This is a genomic window from Streptomyces solitudinis (assembly GCF_036323765.1).
Classification (GTDB): Bacteria; Actinomycetota; Actinomycetes; order Streptomycetales; family Streptomycetaceae; genus Streptomyces.
In genome coordinates this window covers 713,271-730,625 of sequence record NZ_JAZDCW010000001.1, presented here as the reverse complement: position 1 = coordinate 730,625, position 17,355 = coordinate 713,271, and the positions used below count along the sequence as shown (strand labels likewise).

General features: G+C 74.3%; 16 protein-coding genes. 13 read left to right on the top strand and 3 right to left on the bottom strand.

The features are described from left to right. Positions 1–62: 62 nt before the first annotated feature. Entirely contained in the window at positions 63–773 is a 711-nt protein-coding gene (gene aztA, locus V1J52_RS03030) for a zinc ABC transporter ATP-binding protein AztA (protein ID WP_330137947.1), read from the bottom strand. 58 nt (positions 774–831) lie between these two features. On the opposite strand from aztA, the gene aztB reads away from it, so the two are divergent. The 13 genes from aztB (at position 832) to V1J52_RS02965 (ending at position 14,699) form a co-directional block, all read left to right on the top strand. Further along, positions 832–1,755: a zinc ABC transporter permease AztB gene (gene aztB, locus V1J52_RS03025; RefSeq protein ID WP_330137946.1), complete on the top strand. Its 924-nt coding sequence runs from the start codon at positions 832–834 to the stop codon at positions 1,753–1,755. Then, positions 1,752–2,984 carry a hypothetical protein gene (locus tag V1J52_RS03020; protein ID WP_330137945.1) on the top strand — a complete coding sequence of 411 codons (1,233 nt, stop codon included), beginning with the start codon at positions 1,752–1,754 and terminating at the stop codon, positions 2,982–2,984. Before aztB ends, V1J52_RS03020 begins: the two co-directional genes overlap by 4 nt. Further along, positions 2,981–3,925: a zinc ABC transporter substrate-binding protein AztC gene (gene aztC, locus V1J52_RS03015; protein WP_330137944.1), complete on the top strand. Its 945-nt coding sequence runs from the start codon at positions 2,981–2,983 to the stop codon at positions 3,923–3,925. Before V1J52_RS03020 ends, aztC begins: the two co-directional genes overlap by 4 nt. Positions 3,926–3,981: 56 nt before the next feature. Then, positions 3,982–5,178 carry a zinc metallochaperone AztD gene (gene aztD, locus V1J52_RS03010; protein ID WP_330137943.1) on the top strand — a complete coding sequence of 399 codons (1,197 nt, stop codon included), beginning with the start codon at positions 3,982–3,984 and terminating at the stop codon, positions 5,176–5,178. Between the two features lie 110 nt (positions 5,179–5,288). Further along, positions 5,289–6,041 (top strand): (Fe-S)-binding protein, encoded by a 753-nt coding sequence (locus tag V1J52_RS03005; protein ID WP_330137942.1) that lies wholly within the window; start codon positions 5,289–5,291, stop codon positions 6,039–6,041. Next, positions 6,041–7,516: a lactate utilization protein B gene (locus V1J52_RS03000; RefSeq protein ID WP_330137941.1), complete on the top strand. Its 1,476-nt coding sequence runs from the start codon at positions 6,041–6,043 to the stop codon at positions 7,514–7,516. Before V1J52_RS03005 ends, V1J52_RS03000 begins: the two co-directional genes overlap by 1 nt. Continuing rightward, positions 7,513–8,202: a LutC/YkgG family protein gene (locus tag V1J52_RS02995; protein ID WP_330137940.1), complete on the top strand. Its 690-nt coding sequence runs from the start codon at positions 7,513–7,515 to the stop codon at positions 8,200–8,202. Before V1J52_RS03000 ends, V1J52_RS02995 begins: the two co-directional genes overlap by 4 nt. Before the next feature lie 116 nt (positions 8,203–8,318). Next, positions 8,319–8,816 (top strand): DUF2975 domain-containing protein, encoded by a 498-nt coding sequence (locus V1J52_RS02990; RefSeq protein ID WP_330137939.1) that lies wholly within the window; start codon positions 8,319–8,321, stop codon positions 8,814–8,816. Further along, entirely contained in the window at positions 8,816–9,073 is a 258-nt protein-coding gene (locus V1J52_RS02985; RefSeq protein ID WP_330137938.1) for a helix-turn-helix domain-containing protein, read from the top strand. The genes V1J52_RS02990 and V1J52_RS02985 overlap by 1 nt, the downstream gene beginning before the upstream one ends. A gap of 174 nt (positions 9,074–9,247) precedes the next feature. Beyond that, entirely contained in the window at positions 9,248–10,258 is a 1,011-nt protein-coding gene (locus tag V1J52_RS02980) for an alpha/beta fold hydrolase (protein WP_330137937.1), read from the top strand. 134 nt (positions 10,259–10,392) lie between these two features. Then, positions 10,393–11,679 (top strand): cation:proton antiporter, encoded by a 1,287-nt coding sequence (locus V1J52_RS02975; RefSeq protein ID WP_330137936.1) that lies wholly within the window; start codon positions 10,393–10,395, stop codon positions 11,677–11,679. Between the two features lie 121 nt (positions 11,680–11,800). Continuing rightward, positions 11,801–12,400, top strand: a complete 600-nt coding sequence (locus V1J52_RS02970; protein ID WP_330137935.1) for a TetR/AcrR family transcriptional regulator — start codon at positions 11,801–11,803, stop codon at positions 12,398–12,400. A 91-nt stretch (positions 12,401–12,491) separates the two neighbouring features. Further along, a complete protein-coding gene (locus V1J52_RS02965; RefSeq protein ID WP_330137934.1) occupies positions 12,492–14,699 on the top strand; it encodes an MMPL family transporter in 2,208 nt (735 codons plus the stop codon). Between the two features lie 180 nt (positions 14,700–14,879). Here V1J52_RS02965 and V1J52_RS02960 read toward each other — a convergent pair whose 3' ends face one another. Together V1J52_RS02960 and V1J52_RS02955 are read right to left on the bottom strand one after the other, a co-directional pair. Next, entirely contained in the window at positions 14,880–15,980 is a 1,101-nt protein-coding gene (locus V1J52_RS02960) for an LLM class flavin-dependent oxidoreductase (protein ID WP_330137933.1), read from the bottom strand. 136 nt (positions 15,981–16,116) lie between these two features. Beyond that, positions 16,117–17,235, bottom strand: a complete 1,119-nt coding sequence (locus V1J52_RS02955) for a DUF5954 family protein (RefSeq protein WP_330137932.1) — start codon at positions 17,233–17,235, stop codon at positions 16,117–16,119. Positions 17,236–17,355: the final 120 nt, after the last annotated feature.

The window sequence follows — 17,355 nt, the reverse complement described above, 5'->3', positions numbered from 1 at the left end:
CCGGCCGCGGGCGCCCTCCTCCGGGAGCCCCCCGGCCGCCGTGCCCCGGCTTCGGGGGACGCCTACCAGGCCAGGCCGTACGGCGCGGAGCAGTGGGGCGGGCCGGGTGCGCCGCCTGCGAGCACCGCGCCGGGCGGCCCCTGCTGGACCAGGCGTCCGTCCCGCAGCAGCAGGCAGTGACCGGCCCGGCGGGCCGCCGCCGGGTCGTGGGTGACGTACACGACGGTGACGCCCTCGGCGGCCAGCTCCCGGAGCACGTCGGTGATGCCGTGCTGTGCTGCCAGATCGAGTCCGGTGGTGGGCTCGTCGAGCAGCAGGAGGTCCGCCTCCTGGGCCAGTCCCTGGGCCACCAGGGCGCGCTGCCGCTGGCCGCCGGAGAGTTCGCCGATGCGCCGTGCCGCCAGGGCGCCGATGCCGAGCCGGTCCATGCAGGCGTCGGCCACCGACCGCTCGCGCGAGGACATCCGCCGGAACAGCCCGAGACTCCCCCAGCGTCCCATCGCGACGGTGTCGCGCACCGTGACCGGCAGCGCGTCGGGAACGGTGCTGCGCTGCGGCACGAGGGCGGGGCGGGCGCCGGTGCGGTGACGCACCGTTCCGGTCATGGCGGGCAGGACGCCCGCCAGCACGCCGAGCAGCGTGGACTTGCCCGATCCGTTCGGCCCCACGACGGCGGTGACGGCCGCCGCCGGTATCCGGGCGCTGACCCCGGCCAGGACCGGTCGTCCCGCGTATCCGGCCGACACGTCGTCGAGCGTCACCTGCTGGATCATCCGGGGTTCCCTCCGTGACTTTGCATTGAAAACGATTTTCATAATAGGTTCACGCACCATGGAGTGGTTGACGGGCCCCCTTGAGGTGGCCTTCGTACAGCGCGCCCTGTGGGGCGGCGTCCTGGTGTCGCTGATCTGCGCCCTGGCCGGGACGTGGGTGGTCCTGCGCGGCATGGCCTTCCTCGGGGACGCCATGGCGCACGGCATGCTGCCGGGGGTCGCGGCCGCCTCGCTGCTGGGAGGCAACCTCCTGACGGGCGCCGCGGTGAGCGCCGCCGCCATGGCGCTCGGCGTCACCGCCCTCGGCCGCGCCCCCCGGCTGTCGCACGACACGGGCATCGGCCTGCTCTTCGTGGGGATGCTCTCCCTCGGCGTGATCATCGTCTCGCGCTCCCAGTCGTTCGCCGTCGACCTGACCGGGTTCCTCTTCGGCGACGTGCTCGCGGTGCGCGCGAGCGACCTCAGGAACCTCGCCGTGGCCCTGGGGATCGCCCTGGCCGTCTCGGCCGTGGGTCACCGGCCGTTCGTCGCCCTGACCTTCGACGAGCGCAAGGCCCACACCCTGGGGCTGCGTCCCCGCCTCGCCCACGCCGCGCTGCTGGGCCTGCTGACGCTGGCCATCGTCGCCTCGTTCCACGTGGTGGGGACGCTGCTGGTCTTCGGCCTGCTGATCGCGCCCCCGGCCGCGGCCCTGCCCTGGGCCCGGCGCATCCCGACGATCATGGCCGGGGCGGCCTGCCTGGGCTGCGCCGCGACGTTCCTCGGCCTGCTCGCGTCCTGGCACCTGGGCACCGCCGCCGGGGCGACGATCGCCGCCGTCGCGGTCGCGCAGTTCGCGCTCTCCCACCTCGCCGCCGCCGCGTGGAACCACCGGCCCGGCCAGGCACGGCCGACGCCCCCGGCGGCCACCCCGGCCCCGTCCCCCGCCCCCGTCCCGTGCACACCCGCCCCTCCGCGATCGGAGCAGGAACTCCCCTCATGAGAGCCACGAGAACCCACACGGCGGCCGCCCTCTCGGCCGCCCTGGCCGCGGCCGTGCTGCTGACCGGCTGCCCAAGCGGCTCCGGCGACGAGAAGTCGCCGCAGGCGCAACCGTCGCCGTCCGCCGTGCCCCACGGGTACGTCGAGGGTGCCGAGGAGGCCGCGGAACAGCAGCCGCGGCTGGTGCTGGCCGACACCGCAACCGGCGCGGTGCACGTCCTGGACCTCGTCACGGAGGAGGTGTTCCCCGTGGGCCGCGCCGCGGGGGTGCGCTCCGTCACCGGAGACGGCCGGTTCGCCTACCTGGACACCGGCACCGGCGCCCACGTCGTCGACGGCGGCGCGTGGACGACGGACCACGGCGACCACGTGCACTACTACCGCTCGCAGCCCCGCAGCGCCGGGACGTTCGACGGGGGGCGGCCGCAGCACGTCCACAGCGACTCCGCTCTCACCGCCGTCGTCTTCGAGGACGGCACGGCCCGCCTGTTCGACCGCACCGCGCTGGAGGACGGCACCCCCGGCGGGGGCCGCGCGCTGACCGGCCGCTCCGGGACGGGCCCGGTCATCCCCTACCGCGAGCACCTGCTGCTCGCGGGGACGGGCGCCGCGCACGACACCGTCGAGGTGCGCGACCGCGAGGGCGCACCGGTGGGCTCCGTCGACGAGCGGTGCCCGCAGACGCGTGGCGAGGCCGTGACCCGGCGCGGCGTCGTCTTCGGCTGCTCCGACGGCGCCCTGCTCGTCACCGAGGAGGACGGCACGTTCACCGGCGAGAAGATCCCCTACGGGCAGGCCGTGGCCCCCGGCGACCGGGCCGTCGCCTTCGACCACCGGCCCGGCTCCACCACCCTCACGGCCGGGGCCGGTGACGACGCGGTGTGGGTGCTCGACGTCACCGAACGGACCTGGACGCGGGTGGAGACGGGCCCCGTCGCCGCGGCCGGCACCGCGGGCGAGGGCACCCCGCTCCTGGTCCTCACCGAGGACGGCGCCCTCAGCGCCTACGATCCGGCCACCGGGGAACGCGGCGCGCGGACCGCTCTGCTGGAAGGGGCCTCCCCCCGGCAGATCGCCTCGGCCGTCATCGAGACCGACACCAGCCGCGCCTACGTCAACGACGTCGCGGCACGGAAGATCCACGAGATCGACTACAACGACGGCCTGCGGCGGGCCCGCACCTTCGCCCTGGACCTCAGCCCCGCCCTCATGGTGGAGACCGGGCGATGAGGGCCGGTGTCCCGGTGGCGCGGCGCCGCCTCCCGGCGGTCCTCCTCGCCGCGCTGGCCTGCCTCGTGCCGCTCCTCGGCGGCTGCTCGCCCGGCGGCGGCGACCGTCCCGGCGTGGTCGTCACCACCAACATCCTCGGCGACATCACCCGCAACATCGTCGGTGACGAGGCCGAGGTGACCGTGCTGATGGAGGCCGGCGCCGACCCGCACTCCTTCGGCATCTCCGCACCCCAGGCGGCCCGCCTCGAACAGGCCGACCTGGTGGTCTACAACGGGCTCGGGCTGGAGGAGAAGGTCCTGCGGCACGTGACCGCCGCCCGGGAGGCGGGCACCGCCACCCTCGCCGTCGCCGAGGGCGCGGACCCCCTCCCCTACGCCTCGGACGACAGCGCCGGAGCGCCCGACCCGCACTTCTGGACCGACCCCCACCGCGTCCGCGACGCGGTCGGCCACATCGCCGAACAGGTCGTCGAGCACGTCGGCGGCGTCGACGCCGACGCGGTGCGCGAGAACGCCGAGCGGTACGGGGCCGAGGTCGGAGAACTCGCCACCTGGATGCGGCAGCGCTTCGCCGAGATCCCCGGGGAGCGGCGCAGCCTGGTCACCAACCACCACGTCTTCGGGTACCTGGCGCAGCGGTTCGGGTTCCGCGTGATCGGCGCCGTGATCCCCAGCGGCACCACCCTGGCCTCCCCCAGCGCCTCGGACCTCGACTCGCTGGCCACCGCGGTCCGGGAGGCGGAGGTCGGCGCGATCTTCGCCGACTCCTCCCAGCCCGACCGGCTCGCCCACGTGCTGCGGCGCGAGAGCGGCCTGGACGTCGAGGTCGTCCCGCTGTTCACCGAGTCCCTCACCGAGCAGGGCGGAGGGGCCCCCACCTACCTGGACATGATGCGGGCCAACACCACGGCGATCGCCGGCGGCCTGGGCACCGACTGACCCCACCACCGCCCGTCCCCGCACCCGGGCGACGGAACGAGAGAAAGAGCACCGGCATGACAAGCACAGCACGTCCCGCGAAGGCCACGGGCATCGCCCTCCTCCTGGCCTCCTCCCTCGCGCTCACCGCGTGCGGCGCGCAGGACACGAAGGAGACCCCGGCGGCGGAGACGTCCGGCTCCGACGCCGCATCCCCGGCCGGCGCTGTCGCGGACCCGGTCGTCACCACCTACGACGGCGGCCTCTACGTCCTGGACGGCGAGACCCTGGAGGTCGCCGAGGACATCTCCCTGCCGGGCTTCAACCGGGTCAACCCGGCCGGTGACGACCGCCACGTGATGGTCTCCACCTCCACCGGGTTCCGCGTCCTGGACGCGGCCGGCGGGCGGCTCACGGACATCGAGTTCGCGGGCGACAAGCCCGGTCACGTGGTGCACCACGCCGGCCGCACGGTGCTGTTCACCGACGGCACCGGCGAGGTCACCTCCTTCGACCCCGGGGACCTGGCCGGCGGGAAGCCGGAGAGCACCACCTACGCGTCCCCCTCCGCGCACCACGGCGTCGCCATCGAACTCGCCAACGGGCACCTGGTCACCACGCTGGGCACCGAGGAGGAACGCGTCGGCATCACCGTCCTCGACGAGGAGCGCGAGGAGATCACCCGCAGCGAGGAGTGCCCCGGCATCCACGGCGAGGCCACCGCCAGGGACGAGGCCGTCGTTGTCGGCTGCGAGGACGGCGTCCTGATCTACAAGGACGGCGCCATCACCAAGGTGGACAGCCCCACCGCGTACGGCCGGATCGGCAACCAGGCCGGTTCCGAGGAGTCCCCCATCGTGCTGGGCGACTACAAGAAGGACGCCGACGCCGAACTGGAGCGCCCCGAGCAGGTCTCCCTGATCGACACCCGCACCGGCACGCTGCGGCTGGTCGACCTGGGCACCAGCTACACCTTCCGCTCCCTGGCCCGCGGCCCGCACGGTGAGGCGCTCGTCCTGGGCACCGACGGGAAGATCCACGTCATCGACCCCGAGGAGGGCGAGGTCACCCGGACCATCCCGGTGATCGACCAGTGGCGCGAGCCGCTGGAGTGGCAGCAGCCCCGCCCGGCACTGTTCGTCCGCGACCACACGGTCTACGTCTCCGACCCGGCCACCCGGCAGATGCACGCCGTCGACGTCGAGTCCGGGGAGCGGCTCGCCTCGGTGACCCTGCCGCAGGCGCCCAACGAGGTCAGCGGCGTCACGCGCTGACCGGCGGCGGGGCCCGGCGCGCCGTCGCCGGGCCCTGATCCTCCGGGCGGGCGGGGAGACTGACGACCACGTCCGCCCGGAGCCACCGACCGAACAGCTAAGGAGCCGCGATGCGTGTCGCCCTCTTCCTCACCTGTGTCAACGACACGCTGTACCCGGACACCGGCCGCGCCGTAGTCCGGCTCCTTGCCCGGCTGGGCGTGGACGTCGACTTCCCCGCCGCGCAGACGTGCTGCGGCCAGGCGCACTACAACACCGGCTACCGCCACCAGGCCGAGCCGCTGGCCCGCCGCTTCGCCGAGGTGTTCGACGGGTACGAGGCGGTCGTGACACCGTCCGGTTCGTGCGCCGCCATGGTCAGGGAGATGTACCCGCGCATGGGTGAGCGGGCCCGCGCCGAGGGGCGCGGCGGCTCCCTCGCCCGGGCTGTCGCGCCGGTGGTGGCCGCGACGTACGAACTGACCGAGTTCCTGGTGGACGTGCTGGGCGTCATCGACGTCGGGGCGTACTACCCGCACCGGGTCACCTACCACCCCACCTGCCACGGCCTGCGGTCCCTGGGCCTCGGCGACCGTCCGCGGCGTCTCCTTGAGGCGGTGCGGGGGCTGGAACTGGCCGAACTTCCGGGCGCGGAGGAGTGCTGCGGTTTCGGCGGGACCTTCGCCGTGAAGAACCCGGACGTCTCTGCCTCGATGGGGGCCGACAAGGCCGGCCAGGCCGCCGCCACCGGCGCGGAGGTCCTGTGCGCGGCGGACAACTCCTGCCTGATGCACCTCGCCGGCACGATGACCCGGCAGCGCACACCGGTGCGCGCGGTGCACATCGCCGAGATCCTGGCGCACACGGAAGGCGAGGCCCTGTGATGAGCGGCACCTTCGTCGGCATGCCGGCGTTTCCCGAGGCCGCCCGCGAGGCGATGCGGGACGCGACGCTGCGCGGCAACCTCCGGCACGCCACCCACACCATCCGCGCCAAGCGCGCCGCGGCGGTCGCGGAGCTGTCCGACTGGGCCGAACTGCGCGAGGCGGGGCGCCGCATCAAGGACCACACGCTGGCGCACCTCGACCGCTACCTGCTCCAGCTGGAGGAGGCGGTGACGGCGGCGGGCGGCACCGTGCACTGGGCCGCCGACGCCGCGGAGGCCAACCGCGTCGTCGCGGACCTGGTGAGGGCCACCGGCGAGACGGAGGTCGTCAAGGTCAAGTCGATGGCCACCCAGGAGACCGGCCTGAACGAGGCGCTCGCCGCCGAGGGCGTCCACGCCTACGAGACGGACCTCGCCGAACTCATCGTCCAGCTCGGCGAGGACCGCCCCTCGCACATCCTCGTGCCCGCGATCCACCGCAACCGGGAGGAGATCCGCGACCTCTTCCGCGCCGAGATGGGCCGCTGGGGCCGGCCGGCGCCGAGGGAGCTGTCCGACCGGCCCGCGGACCTCGCCGAGGCGGCCCGGCTGCACCTGCGGGAGAAGTTCCTGAACGCCAAGGTGGGCATCTCGGGGGCGAACTTCATGGTCGCCGAGACCGGCACGCTGGTCGTCGTGGAGTCCGAGGGCAACGGCCGCATGTGCCTGACGCTGCCACAGACCCTGATCTCGGTCGTCGGCATCGAGAAGGTCGTGCCCACCGCACGGGACCTGGAGGTCTTCTTGCAGACGCTCCCCCGCTCGTCCACCGCCGAGCGGATGAACCCCTACACCAGCATGTGGACGGGGACGGCGGACGAGGACGGGCCCCGCGCCTTCCACCTCGTCCTCCTCGACAACGGCCGCACCGACACCCTCGCCGACGAGGTCGGCCGGCAGGCGCTGCGCTGCATCCGCTGCTCGGCCTGCCTGAACGTGTGCCCCGTCTACGAGCGGGCGGGCGGACACGCCTACGGCTCGGTCTACCCCGGCCCCATCGGCGCGATCCTCAGCCCGCAGCTCCGCGGCACGGACAACCCCGTCGACGCCTCGCTGCCCTATGCGTCGAGCCTGTGCGGCGCCTGCTACGAGGTGTGCCCCGTGGCCATCGACATCCCCGAGGTCCTGGTGCACCTGCGCGAACGGACGGTGCAGGGCGGCGCGGCCACCCGGGCCGGCACCAGGGTCGTGCTGAGACCGGCCCGGGGGCACGCGGCCGAACGCGCCGCCATGCGGGCCGCCCGCTGGGTCCTCGCCCGCCCCGGTGCCCTGCGCACCGGCCAGCGTCTGGCCTCCCGGACCCGCCGCCTCCACCCGTCGCGCCTGCCGGGTCCCGGCCGGGCCTGGACCGCGGCCCGGGACCTGCCCGCCGTCCCGGCGGAGCCCTTCCGTGACTGGTGGCTGCGTACGCGCGGCGGGAAGGACGCGCGGTGAGCGGCGGCAGGGACGTCGTCCTGGCCCGGGTACGGCGTGCGCTGTCCGGTGTGCCGGACGCCCCGCCGCCGTACGAACGGGCCGTCCGGCGCGGGTACCTGCGCGAGCACGGCGCCCTAGGGCCGGAGCAGGCCGTCGAGCTGCTCGCCGGGAACCTCGCGGACTACCGGGCCCGGGTGCACCGCTGCACGGACGCCGGTCTCACGGCGACGGTGGCCGGGCTGCTGGAGGAGCGGGGCGCCCGCACGGTGCTCGTGCCGCCCGGCCTGCCCGGCGGCTGGGTCCCGGCCGGGGTGACGCTCCTGCGTGACGAGGCGCACAGCACGCCGCGCGACCTGGAGGAGGCCGACAGCGTCGTCACCGGCTGCGCCGTCGCCATCGCCGAGACCGGCACCCTCGTGCTGGACGGCAGCCCCGACCAGGGCCGCAGGCGCATCACCCTGGTCCCCGACCACCACGTCTGCGTGGTCCGGGTCCCCGGGCAGGTCGTCTCCTCGGTGCCCCGGGCGCTGGAGCGCCTGGTGGTGACGCGGCCCCTCACCTGGATCTCCGGGCCCTCGGCCACCAGCGACATCGAACTGGAACGCGTCGAAGGAGTGCACGGCCCGCGCACGCTGGACGTGGTGCTGCTCGGGGAGCCGGGGGGAGGCGACGACGCCGGGCGGGACGCCGCCGGGCGCCGCTGAGCCCTTCCGCGGGGCGGCGGCCGGGAAGCCCTCCGGGACCGGCAGCGTCCGTCACCCCTTGCTCGCCCTATCGAGTTTCGATAGGTTTCCATCGTCACTCGATCGAAGGAGACCTGATGGGCAAGCTGACGGTGCTCGCACTGCGCGCCGTGCTCGTGGTGCTGGGTGCCGGCTCGGTGTTCGTGCAGACGGTGATGGTGCCGCTGCTGGCGCTCGACCTGGAGGACGCCGCCGAAGCCTTCACACACCAGCGCACCGCGTTCCTCGGGATCACCCTCCTGGGAGTGGTGACGGTCCAGGTCGTGCTGGTCTGCGTGTGGCGCCTGGTGACGATGGTGCGGCACGGCACGGTGTTCTCCCACGCCGCCTTCCGGTACGTGGACATCGTCATCGGCGCGATCGTGGCGGCGGCCGTGCTGCTGTTCGCGCTCGCGGTCGTGCTGGCCCCGGGCGAGGCCGTCGTCCCGGGGGTCGTCCTCCTGGTGTGCGGGGTCGTCGTGGCGGTCCTGGGGGTCGCCCTCATCGTCCTCGTGCTGCGCATGCTCCTCGCCCGGGCCGTCGCACGCGACGTCGAGGCGACGCGGATGCGCGCCGAGCTGGAGGAGGTGATCTGATGCCGATCGTCGTCGACATCGACGTGATGCTGGCCCGGCGCAAGATGTCGGTCGGCCAGCTCGCGGAACGCGTCGGGATCACGCCCGCCAACCTCGCCGTCCTCAAGAACGGCCGCGCCAAGGCGGTGCGCTTCACGACGCTCGCCGCGCTGTGCGAGGTGCTGGAGTGCCAGCCGGGGGACCTGCTGCGCTGGGAAACCGACGGGGCTGACGGGGTCGCCAGGGCCGAGGGGGCTGACGGGACCCCGGAAGGGTGACGTCCGCCGCGGCCGGGAGCGTCCGGTCATGCGGCTGGGGGCGGCGCCGCCCACGGGGCGCCGGGGTCGTCCGGCGGCGCGCCGTGCCCCCGAACGGGTGACGATGCCAGGGCCGACCGGCGTATCGGGATAGGGAAAGCCAGACAGCTTCCGTCACGCACCACAGGAGTGTCCGTGCACCCCCGTCCCGTTGTCCGCACCTCGCCGGTCACCACCGTCCCCCGCCCCTTCCTGCCGGACGAGCCGCCGCCGTGGGAGGAGGTGCGCGAGCTGCGGTACGGCGGTTACCGCTACGACTGCCGGGTGCTGCACCAGCCCCGTGCGCGGACGGAACCGGTCCTGGTGCTCGGCGGCGCCGCGCAGGACAAGTACTCCTGGGCGCGGCAGGAACCGGAGGTGACCCGGCACGCGACGATGATCGCCGTGGACCTGCCCGGGTGGGGCGCCTGGGACGCCCCGCCCGCCCACTACGGCATGGACTTCCTCGCCGACGCGGTCCGGCACGCCATGGACGAGCTGGGCGTCGCCCGGGTGACGCTGGTGGGCGCCTGCTACGGCGGCACCATCGGTCTGCGCCTCGCCCAGCGCAGCCCCGGGCGCATCGCCCGCCTGCTGCTGGTCAGTACGGCGCACGTGCTGCCCGAGGACGTCCGGGCCACCCTGCGGCAGACGGTCACCCTGCTGCGGCGCGGGGACCAGGAGGCGTTCGCCGCGCTGCTGACCGAGGTGCTGGCCTCCGCCGAGGAGACCGGCACCGTGCGGCGGCGCGGAGCCGTCGTCCGCCTCCTGCGCCGCCAGTTCCAGCGGATGGACGCGGCGCAGACGGCGCGGTTCGTGGAGAACACCGAGCGCCTGCTGCTGCACCCCCTGTACCGGCCGGACCCGCTGCCCCCGGTCCCCACGATGTTCCTGTACGGCGTGCTGGACCGGTTCACCTGCCCGGACCGCGGGGCGGAGCTGGCCGCCACCCTGCCCGGCTGCCTCCACACCACCATGCACAGCACCGGCCACATGCTCACGCTGGAGCGGCCGGAACTCTTCACCGAACTGCTGGTGCGCTTCGCCACCGACCGGCCGTTCGACGACCTGCCCTCCTGCACCACGCGCCGCACTCCGGCGACGGCACGGGCCCGGGAGCGCGGCGGCGAGGTGCGCGGGCACGGGAACGGGGACAGGGGCGCGTAGACCGGGCCCGCGGGGTAGGAGCCCCCACGCCGCTCGGACCCGCACGCGGGGCCGGGCGGTACCGCACCGCGCTGACGGCCCCCGTCAGCGCCGGTGGCCCGTACAACCGATCCTCATGCGTGGAGGCCCTCCAAGTGTCGTCCGTACTGCTCGCCTTCGCGGTGGTGCTGCTGGCCGCCGTGCTGGTCTCCAGCCTGGCGCACCGCACGATCCTGTCCACCGCGGCGCTCTTCCTCGTCGCCGGGTTCCTCCTGGGACCCGGCGTCACGGACGTGCTGGAGCTGTCCCCGAACTCGCCGATCGTCTCGACCCTGTCGGAACTGGCCCTGTTCGCGGTGCTGTTCACCGACGGGATGCGCGTCGGCTGGCGGGACCTGCGCTCGGCCTGGCGCCTGCCCGGCCGCGCCCTGGGCTGGGGACTGCCCCTCACCCTGGGCATCACGGCCCTGCTGGCGCACTACGTGATCGGGCTGCCCTGGCCGGAGGCGCTGCTGCTCGGCGCCGTCCTGGCCCCGACCGACCCCGTCTTCGCGGCGGCCCTGGTGGGCAACGAGCGGGTACCGGGACGGCTGCGGCAGCTCCTCAACGTCGAGTCCGGCGTCAACGACGGACTCGTCCTGCCCTTCGTCATCATCTTCCTCGGCGTCTCGCAGGGCTCCGGCGACCTGCACCTGGACGAACTCACCCTGGAGCTGGCGCTGGGCATCGTGATCGGCGTCGCGGTGCCCTGGCTGGCCATCAAGCTGGAGCAGAGCCGGTTCTTCTCGGCCTCGACCGCCTACGAACCGCTCAACGCGCTGGCCATCGGGCTCGTCGTGCTGGGGCTGGCGCAGGCCACGCACGCCAACCTCTTCCTGGCCGCGTTCGCGGCGGGCGTCACCGTGGCGACCTTCGGACCCCGTCAGCGCAAGGCGTTCGAGGAGTTCGGCGAACTGGCGGCGGAGCTGCTCAAACTGGCGGCCCTGCTCGTCTTCGGTGCCCTGATCTCCCCCGGCTTCCTCGGCGACATCTCGTGGCAGGGCTGGCTGTTCGCGGTGCTCGCGCTGGCCGTGGTCCGTCCGGTGGCGCTGGCCCTGGCGTTCGTCCGGTCCCGGCTGTCCGGGCGCGAACAGCTCGCCGCCATGTGGTTCGGCCCCAAGGGCTTCGCCTCCGTGGTCTACGGGCTGCTGGTGCTGAACTCGGGGATCGAGGAGGCCGATCTCATCTTCCACCTGGTGGCCGTCACCATCGTGCTCTCCATCCTGGCGCACTCCTCCACCGACACCGTGATCGCGCGCTCCTTCGACGACGGGCGTGCCACCCCGCAGTGGCAGGAGCACGGCCCGCGGGACGGGCAGGAGCGCGACCCGGGGAACGGGCGGGGGCACAGCCCGGGGAACGGGCAGGAGCGCGCCCCGCGGGACGCGGACCCGGCACCGTGACCGCGGCCGGTGCGGAGCCGCACCGGTCCGAGACGGACACGTATCGATACTTTTGCGTTTCGCTGTCCGGCCCCCTACCCTCTCCGATGTACGAAACGGTCTCGTTCCTCTTGGGGTGGGCATGTCCGAGCAGTCCCCGGCCGCACCGGCGCGCCGTACCCGGTTGACGCCCGAGCGGGAGCAGGAGCTGCTGACCGCCGTGGTGGACCTCGTGCGCGAGCAGGGATACGAGGCGCTGACCATGGACGCGATCGCGGCGCGCACCAAATCCAGCAAGGCGACCCTGTACCGGCAGTGGGAGAGCAAACCGAAGCTGGTGGCCACCGCGCTGCGCCACCTGGGCAGGGTCCCGCTCGAAGGGGTCGACACCGGGTCCCTGGCCGGTGACCTGCGGCAGATGGTCGCCGGGTTCGTCACCCACGCCAGCGAGGACACCGCGCTGCTCAACGGCCTCGCCCACGCGGTCTCCAAGGACTCCGAACTGTGGCAGGCCCTGTACGAGCTGCACATCCGGCCCGGCCTGGAGCTGCTCGACACCGTGCTGGGCCGGGCCGCCGAGCGCGGGGAGCTGGACCCGGACAACCCGGCGAACGAGTTCGTCCCCCACCTCGTCATCGGGGCGCTGGGCACCCGCAAGCTCATCGAGAACCGGGACGCCGACGCCGCCTACATGGAGCGCTACCTGCGGGCGGTGGTCTTCCCCGCGCTCGGCATCGCCTGACGGACCGCACGGCACCCCGCCCCTCCCCGGCACACCCGCAGGCCCCCTCCCCCTCTCCCCCCTCTCTCCCCGACCCTGGAGTCCTTTCCTCATGGCCACGTTCCTGTACCGGCTCGGCCGCTCCGCCTTCCGGCGGCGCGGGCTGGTCGCCCTGCTGTGGGTGGTGGTGCTGGCGGTCGCGGGCGGCGCGGCCGCCACCGCGTCCTCGGCCGCGTCCTCCTCGATCACCATCCCCGGCACGGAGGCGCAGAAGGCGTTCGAACTGCTGGAGACGCGCTTCCCCGGCAGCAGTCCGGACGGCGCCACCGCCCGGGTGGTCTTCCAGGCCCCCGAAGGCGAGAAGATCACCACCGCGGAGCACAAGGCGGCCGTCGGCGAGGTCATCGCCGAGGTCGCGGACGGTGCGCAGGTGCAGCAGGCCACCGACCCCTACCGGGCCAACGCCGTCAGCCCGGACGGCACGATCGCCTACGCCCAGGTCACCTACGAGACGTCCCCCTTCGAGCTGACCGACGCCACCCGGGAGACCCTCAAGGAGGCCGCCGACAGCGGCCGGGACGCCGGGCTGACCGTGGAGGTCGGCGGGGACGCGCTCAGCACGATCCCGCACACCGGCACCACCGAGGTGATCGGTGTGATCATCGCCGCCCTCGTCCTGCTGGTCACCTTCGGCTCGCTGGTCGCCGCCGGGCTGCCGCTGATCACCGCGCTCGTCGGCGTCGGCATCAGCGTCACCACCATCACCGCCCTCACCGGCATGCTGGACTTCGACAGCACCACGCCGATCCTGGCCACGATGATCGGCCTGGCCGTCGGCATCGACTACGCCCTGTTCATCGTCTCCCGCTACCGCGCCGAACTCGCCGAGGGCCGCGAGCCGCTGGACGCCGTGGGACGCGCCACGGGAACCGCGGGCTCCGCCGTCGTCTTCGCCGGGCTCACCGTCGTCATCGCGCTGGCCGGCCTCACGGTCGTCGACATCCCCATCCTGACCAAGATGGGTCTGGCCGCCGCCGGCGCGGTGGTGCTGGCCGTCCTGGTCGCCCTCACCCTGATACCGGCGCTGCTGGGCCTGGCCGGGACGAAGGTCCTGCCCCGCAAGCAGCGCGGCGAGCGGGGTGCCCCGGACCCGGCGGCCAAGCCCGGCGCGGGCGTCCGCTGGGCCCGCCTGGTGCTGCGCCGCCCGGTCGCGGTCCTGCTCACCTCGGTCGTGGGCCTCGGCCTGATCGCCGTGCCCGCCTCCGATCTGCAACTGGGCCTGCCCGACGACGGTTCCCAGCCCACCAGCACCACCCAGCGCCGCGCCTACGACCTCATATCCGAGGGCTTCGGCCCCGGCACCAACGGCCCGCTGATCGTCACCGTCGACGCCCGTGACAGCGACGATCCGCAGGCCGCCGCCACACGCACCGCCCAGACCGTGGGCGCCCTCGACGACGTCGCCGCCGTCACCCCCGCCACCTTCAACGAGGCCGGGGACACGGCGATGATCACCGTCATCCCCGCCTCCGCGCCCAGCAGCACCGCGACCGAGGACCTGGTCCACGCCATCCGCGGGGCAACCGGCGGCCCGTCCGGCCCCGACGGTGCGAACGTCCTGGTCACCGGCCAGACCGCCATGGCCATCGACGTCTCCCAGAAGCTGGACGACGCCCTCGTCCCCTACCTGGCGCTCGTGGTCGGCCTGGCCTTCGTACTGCTGACGGTCGTCTTCCGCTCCCTGCTCGTCCCCCTCAAGGCCGCCCTCGGCTTCCTGCTGTCGGTGATCGCCGCGCTGGGCGCCGTCGTGGCGGTCTTCCAGTGGGGATGGCTGTCCGGCCTCTTCGGCGTGGAGCAGACCGGCCCGGTGATGAGCCTGATGCCGATCTTCCTGGTGGGGCTCGTCTTCGGCCTGGCCATGGACTACGAGGTCTTCCTCGTGACCCGCATGCGCGAGGCGCACGTCCACGGTGAGACCCCTCACCAGGCGATCGTCACCGGCTTCACGCACGGCGCCCGGGTCGTGACCGCCGCCGCGCTGATCATGATCAGCGTCTTCGCCGGGTTCATCGGCTCCTCCGAGTCGATGATCAAGATGATCGGCTTCGGGCTGGCGATCGCGGTCCTCTTCGACGCGTTCGTGGTCCGCATGGCCCTCGTCCCGGCCGTCCTGGCGCTGCTGGGCCGGGCCGCCTGGTGGCTGCCCCGCTGGCTCGGCAGGCTGCTGCCCAACGTCGACGTGGAGGGCGAACGCCTCCAGCGGGAGCTGGACGGCTCCGCAGCGGCCGACCGGCCCGAGACGGCGGCAAGCCGCCCCTGACGCCGCCGGACGCGTGCCGGGGCCGCCGCCGGACAGCGGACGCGGCGGCCCCCGTCGGCCGGGACCGGGTCCCACCGTGGCGGGAACGCCCGCGGGCCCGGCCGGGGCCTCTCCTTGAGGGGCTCCGGCCGGGCCCGCGTCACGTCCGGGGCGCGTCCGCCGGGCGTCCGGTGGCCGCGCTCAGCCGGCGTCCGGCAGGGCGTAGGCGTCCGAGACCAGCTCGTAGGAGCGCAGGCGGGCCGCCGGGGTGTGCGCGGTGGTGGTGAGCATCAGCTCGTCCGCGCCCGTGCGCTTCGCCAGCGCGTCCAGCCCGTCGCGGACCTGGTCCGGCGTGCCGTGCACGACGTCGGCGAGCCAGCTCTCGGTGAACTCCCGCTCGCGGGGCCCGAACGCGTACCCCTCGGCCTCCTCGGGCGTCGGCACCAGCCCGGGACGGCCGGTGCGCAGCCGGAGCATCGACAGGGCACCCGTCATCACCTGCCGCCGGGCCTCCCGCTCGTCGTCCGCCGCGAGGGCGGAGACGCCGATCATCGCGTACGGCGCGTCCAGCACGGCCGAGGGCCGGAAGGAGGAGCGGTAGAGGTCGAGCGCCGGGAGGGTGTTGGCGGCGGAGAAGTGGTGCGCGAAGGAGAACGGCAGCCCCAGCGTCCCCGCGAGCCGGGCGCTGAACCCGCTGGAGCCCAGGAGCCAGACCTGCGGCCGGTCCGGTGACTGCACACCGCCGGGCGCCGTGGCCTGCACGGGACCGGGGACGGCGTGGACGCCGCGGTACCGGTGGCCGTCGGGGAAGTCGTCGTCCAGGAAGCGGGTCAGCTCGGCGAGCTGCTCCGGGAAGTCGTCGGCGTCCTGCCGGAGCCGGTCGGTGCGGCGCAGGGCGGCGGCGGTGGCGCCGTCGGTGCCCGGAGCACGGCCGAGGCCGAGGTCGACGCGGCCCGGGGCGAGCGCCTCCAGCGTGCCGAACTGCTCGGCGATCACCAGCGGCGCGTGGTTGGGCAGCATCACGCCGCCCGAGCCCAGGCGTATGCGCTCGGTGTGCGCGGCCAGGTGGGCGAGGATGACGGCGGGAGAGCTGCTGGCGACGCCGGGCATGGAGTGGTGCTCGGCCACCCAGAAGCGGGTGAAGCCGCGCTGCTCCGCGGTGCGGGCCAGCGCCACGGTGGTGCGCAGCGCGTCCCCCGCCGTGTGCCCGGCGCCGACCGTGGCGAGATCCAGCACGGACAGCGGCACCGGGGCGCTTCCTCGTGCCGCTCCGCGTACCGCATCGCCGTTCGTGCCGGTCATCCCTGGGTCCTCCCACGTTCTGGTCCGCCGGTGCCGTGGTGCCGTCACCGTGCACCAGGCGTCAACGCGGGAGGCCGGCCGCGCATTCCGCCGGGGCCGCGCGACGGGGGTCACAGCCGCGCGGCCCCGGGAGGGCTCAGCACTCCGCCCGGCGGGTCTTGCGGCGCGCTTCCTCCTCCTCGTACAGCGCGGCCAGCCGCTGGGTGTGCTCGTCCAGCTCGATGGGGGTGTCCTCGTCCTCGTCGTCGGTGATGACGCCCTGTTCCCGCAACTGCTGGTGCTGCACCATCACCGGCGGCTGCGGGTCCGGATCGCAGGGGCGTGGCCCCTCGGGGCCGTCCGGGCCGATGCGCACCAGCCGCTCGACCCGCACGATGCGCACCAGACGGCCCGCGAACTCCAGCTCGTTGCACCGCTCCGCGTCCAGCCGGTCCGCCGCGGCCATGAGCGGGGCGCGCGCCGCGGCGTCGAGGCGGCGCTGCCAGGGGATCATGACGCGCAGCTGCATCGCCAGGCCGTCGCGGGCGGCCTGCGGGGTGCTGGAGGAGCACGTCGACTCCGGCCGCCACCGGCCCCGCGGCCCTCGCTCGGCCGTCATGAACGTGGCGGGCAGCAGCACGCCGCCGGGGTGGGTGTGCGCCGCGCGCAGCGCGTCCTCGCGGACCCCGGGGGGCTCGGTGCCCGCCACGGGGACCATGGCGAGCAGTTCCATCTTCAGGATGCCCGCCGACATCCCGGTGGCGGCGGCCGGGTCGATCACGAACCCGGCGGTGAAGTCAGGCGCCCGGTGCCCGTCGCCCGGTCCGGTCGGGTCCGGGTCGGTGGGGCGCGGGGGCTCGGGGCCGTCGGGGCCGGAGCGCACGAAGCACTCGGCGCGGGCGACCCGGAAGCGGGAGCCGAGGACCGTCATCTCGTCCACGGCCTCCCACTCCATCCGCTCCGCCGCGCGCATGCACTCCTCGACCCCGGCGGCGTCCCCGGCCCGCTCGCGCTCCTGGGCGAGCATGCGGAACTGCGCCCCCATGCCGTCCCTGGCGTCCTGCGGAGCGAGGTCGGTGAACGACGAGACCACCTCCCAGCCGCCCGCATCCCGCTCACGCACCACCCCGAAGACCGGACCGGCAGCCGCGAGGACGTCCGGATACGCCTCCCTCGCCTGCCACGCCTCCACGTCCGCCACCGCCGCCACGGGCCCGTCGGGTTCGGACACACGGATGGTCCGGTACGCGGGCACGTTGTCACCCAGCTCAGCCATGGCACCCAGGATGCCCACGCTCCCGCGCCGCGCCAGCGGAACCGCAAAATCCCCCACGAACGGGGGCGGCCGGGCGGGCCGGCCCGGTGCGCCGGGAGCGGAATCCGGGCCCGGACGGGC

What these genes read in the sequence shown, in the direction of transcription:
- V1J52_RS02985 (WP_330137938.1), top strand. Translation starts at nt 8,816, where the DNA reads ATGCCGATCGTCGTCGACATCGACGTGATGCTGGCCCGGCGCAAGATG.
- aztC (WP_330137944.1), top strand. Translation starts at nt 2,981, where the DNA reads ATGAGGGCCGGTGTCCCGGTGGCGCGGCGCCGCCTCCCGGCGGTCCTC.
- V1J52_RS02955 (WP_330137932.1), bottom strand. Translation starts at nt 17,235, where the DNA reads ATGGCTGAGCTGGGTGACAACGTGCCCGCGTACCGGACCATCCGTGTG.
- aztA (WP_330137947.1), bottom strand. Translation starts at nt 773, where the DNA reads ATGATCCAGCAGGTGACGCTCGACGACGTGTCGGCCGGATACGCGGGA.
- aztB (WP_330137946.1), top strand. Translation starts at nt 832, where the DNA reads ATGGAGTGGTTGACGGGCCCCCTTGAGGTGGCCTTCGTACAGCGCGCC.
- V1J52_RS02970 (WP_330137935.1), top strand. Translation starts at nt 11,801, where the DNA reads ATGTCCGAGCAGTCCCCGGCCGCACCGGCGCGCCGTACCCGGTTGACG.
- V1J52_RS02965 (WP_330137934.1), top strand. Translation starts at nt 12,492, where the DNA reads ATGGCCACGTTCCTGTACCGGCTCGGCCGCTCCGCCTTCCGGCGGCGC.
- V1J52_RS03005 (WP_330137942.1), top strand. Translation starts at nt 5,289, where the DNA reads ATGCGTGTCGCCCTCTTCCTCACCTGTGTCAACGACACGCTGTACCCG.
- V1J52_RS03000 (WP_330137941.1), top strand. Translation starts at nt 6,041, where the DNA reads ATGAGCGGCACCTTCGTCGGCATGCCGGCGTTTCCCGAGGCCGCCCGC.
- aztD (WP_330137943.1), top strand. Translation starts at nt 3,982, where the DNA reads ATGACAAGCACAGCACGTCCCGCGAAGGCCACGGGCATCGCCCTCCTC.
- V1J52_RS02960 (WP_330137933.1), bottom strand. Translation starts at nt 15,980, where the DNA reads ATGACCGGCACGAACGGCGATGCGGTACGCGGAGCGGCACGAGGAAGC.
- V1J52_RS02990 (WP_330137939.1), top strand. Translation starts at nt 8,319, where the DNA reads ATGGGCAAGCTGACGGTGCTCGCACTGCGCGCCGTGCTCGTGGTGCTG.
- V1J52_RS03020 (WP_330137945.1), top strand. Translation starts at nt 1,752, where the DNA reads ATGAGAGCCACGAGAACCCACACGGCGGCCGCCCTCTCGGCCGCCCTG.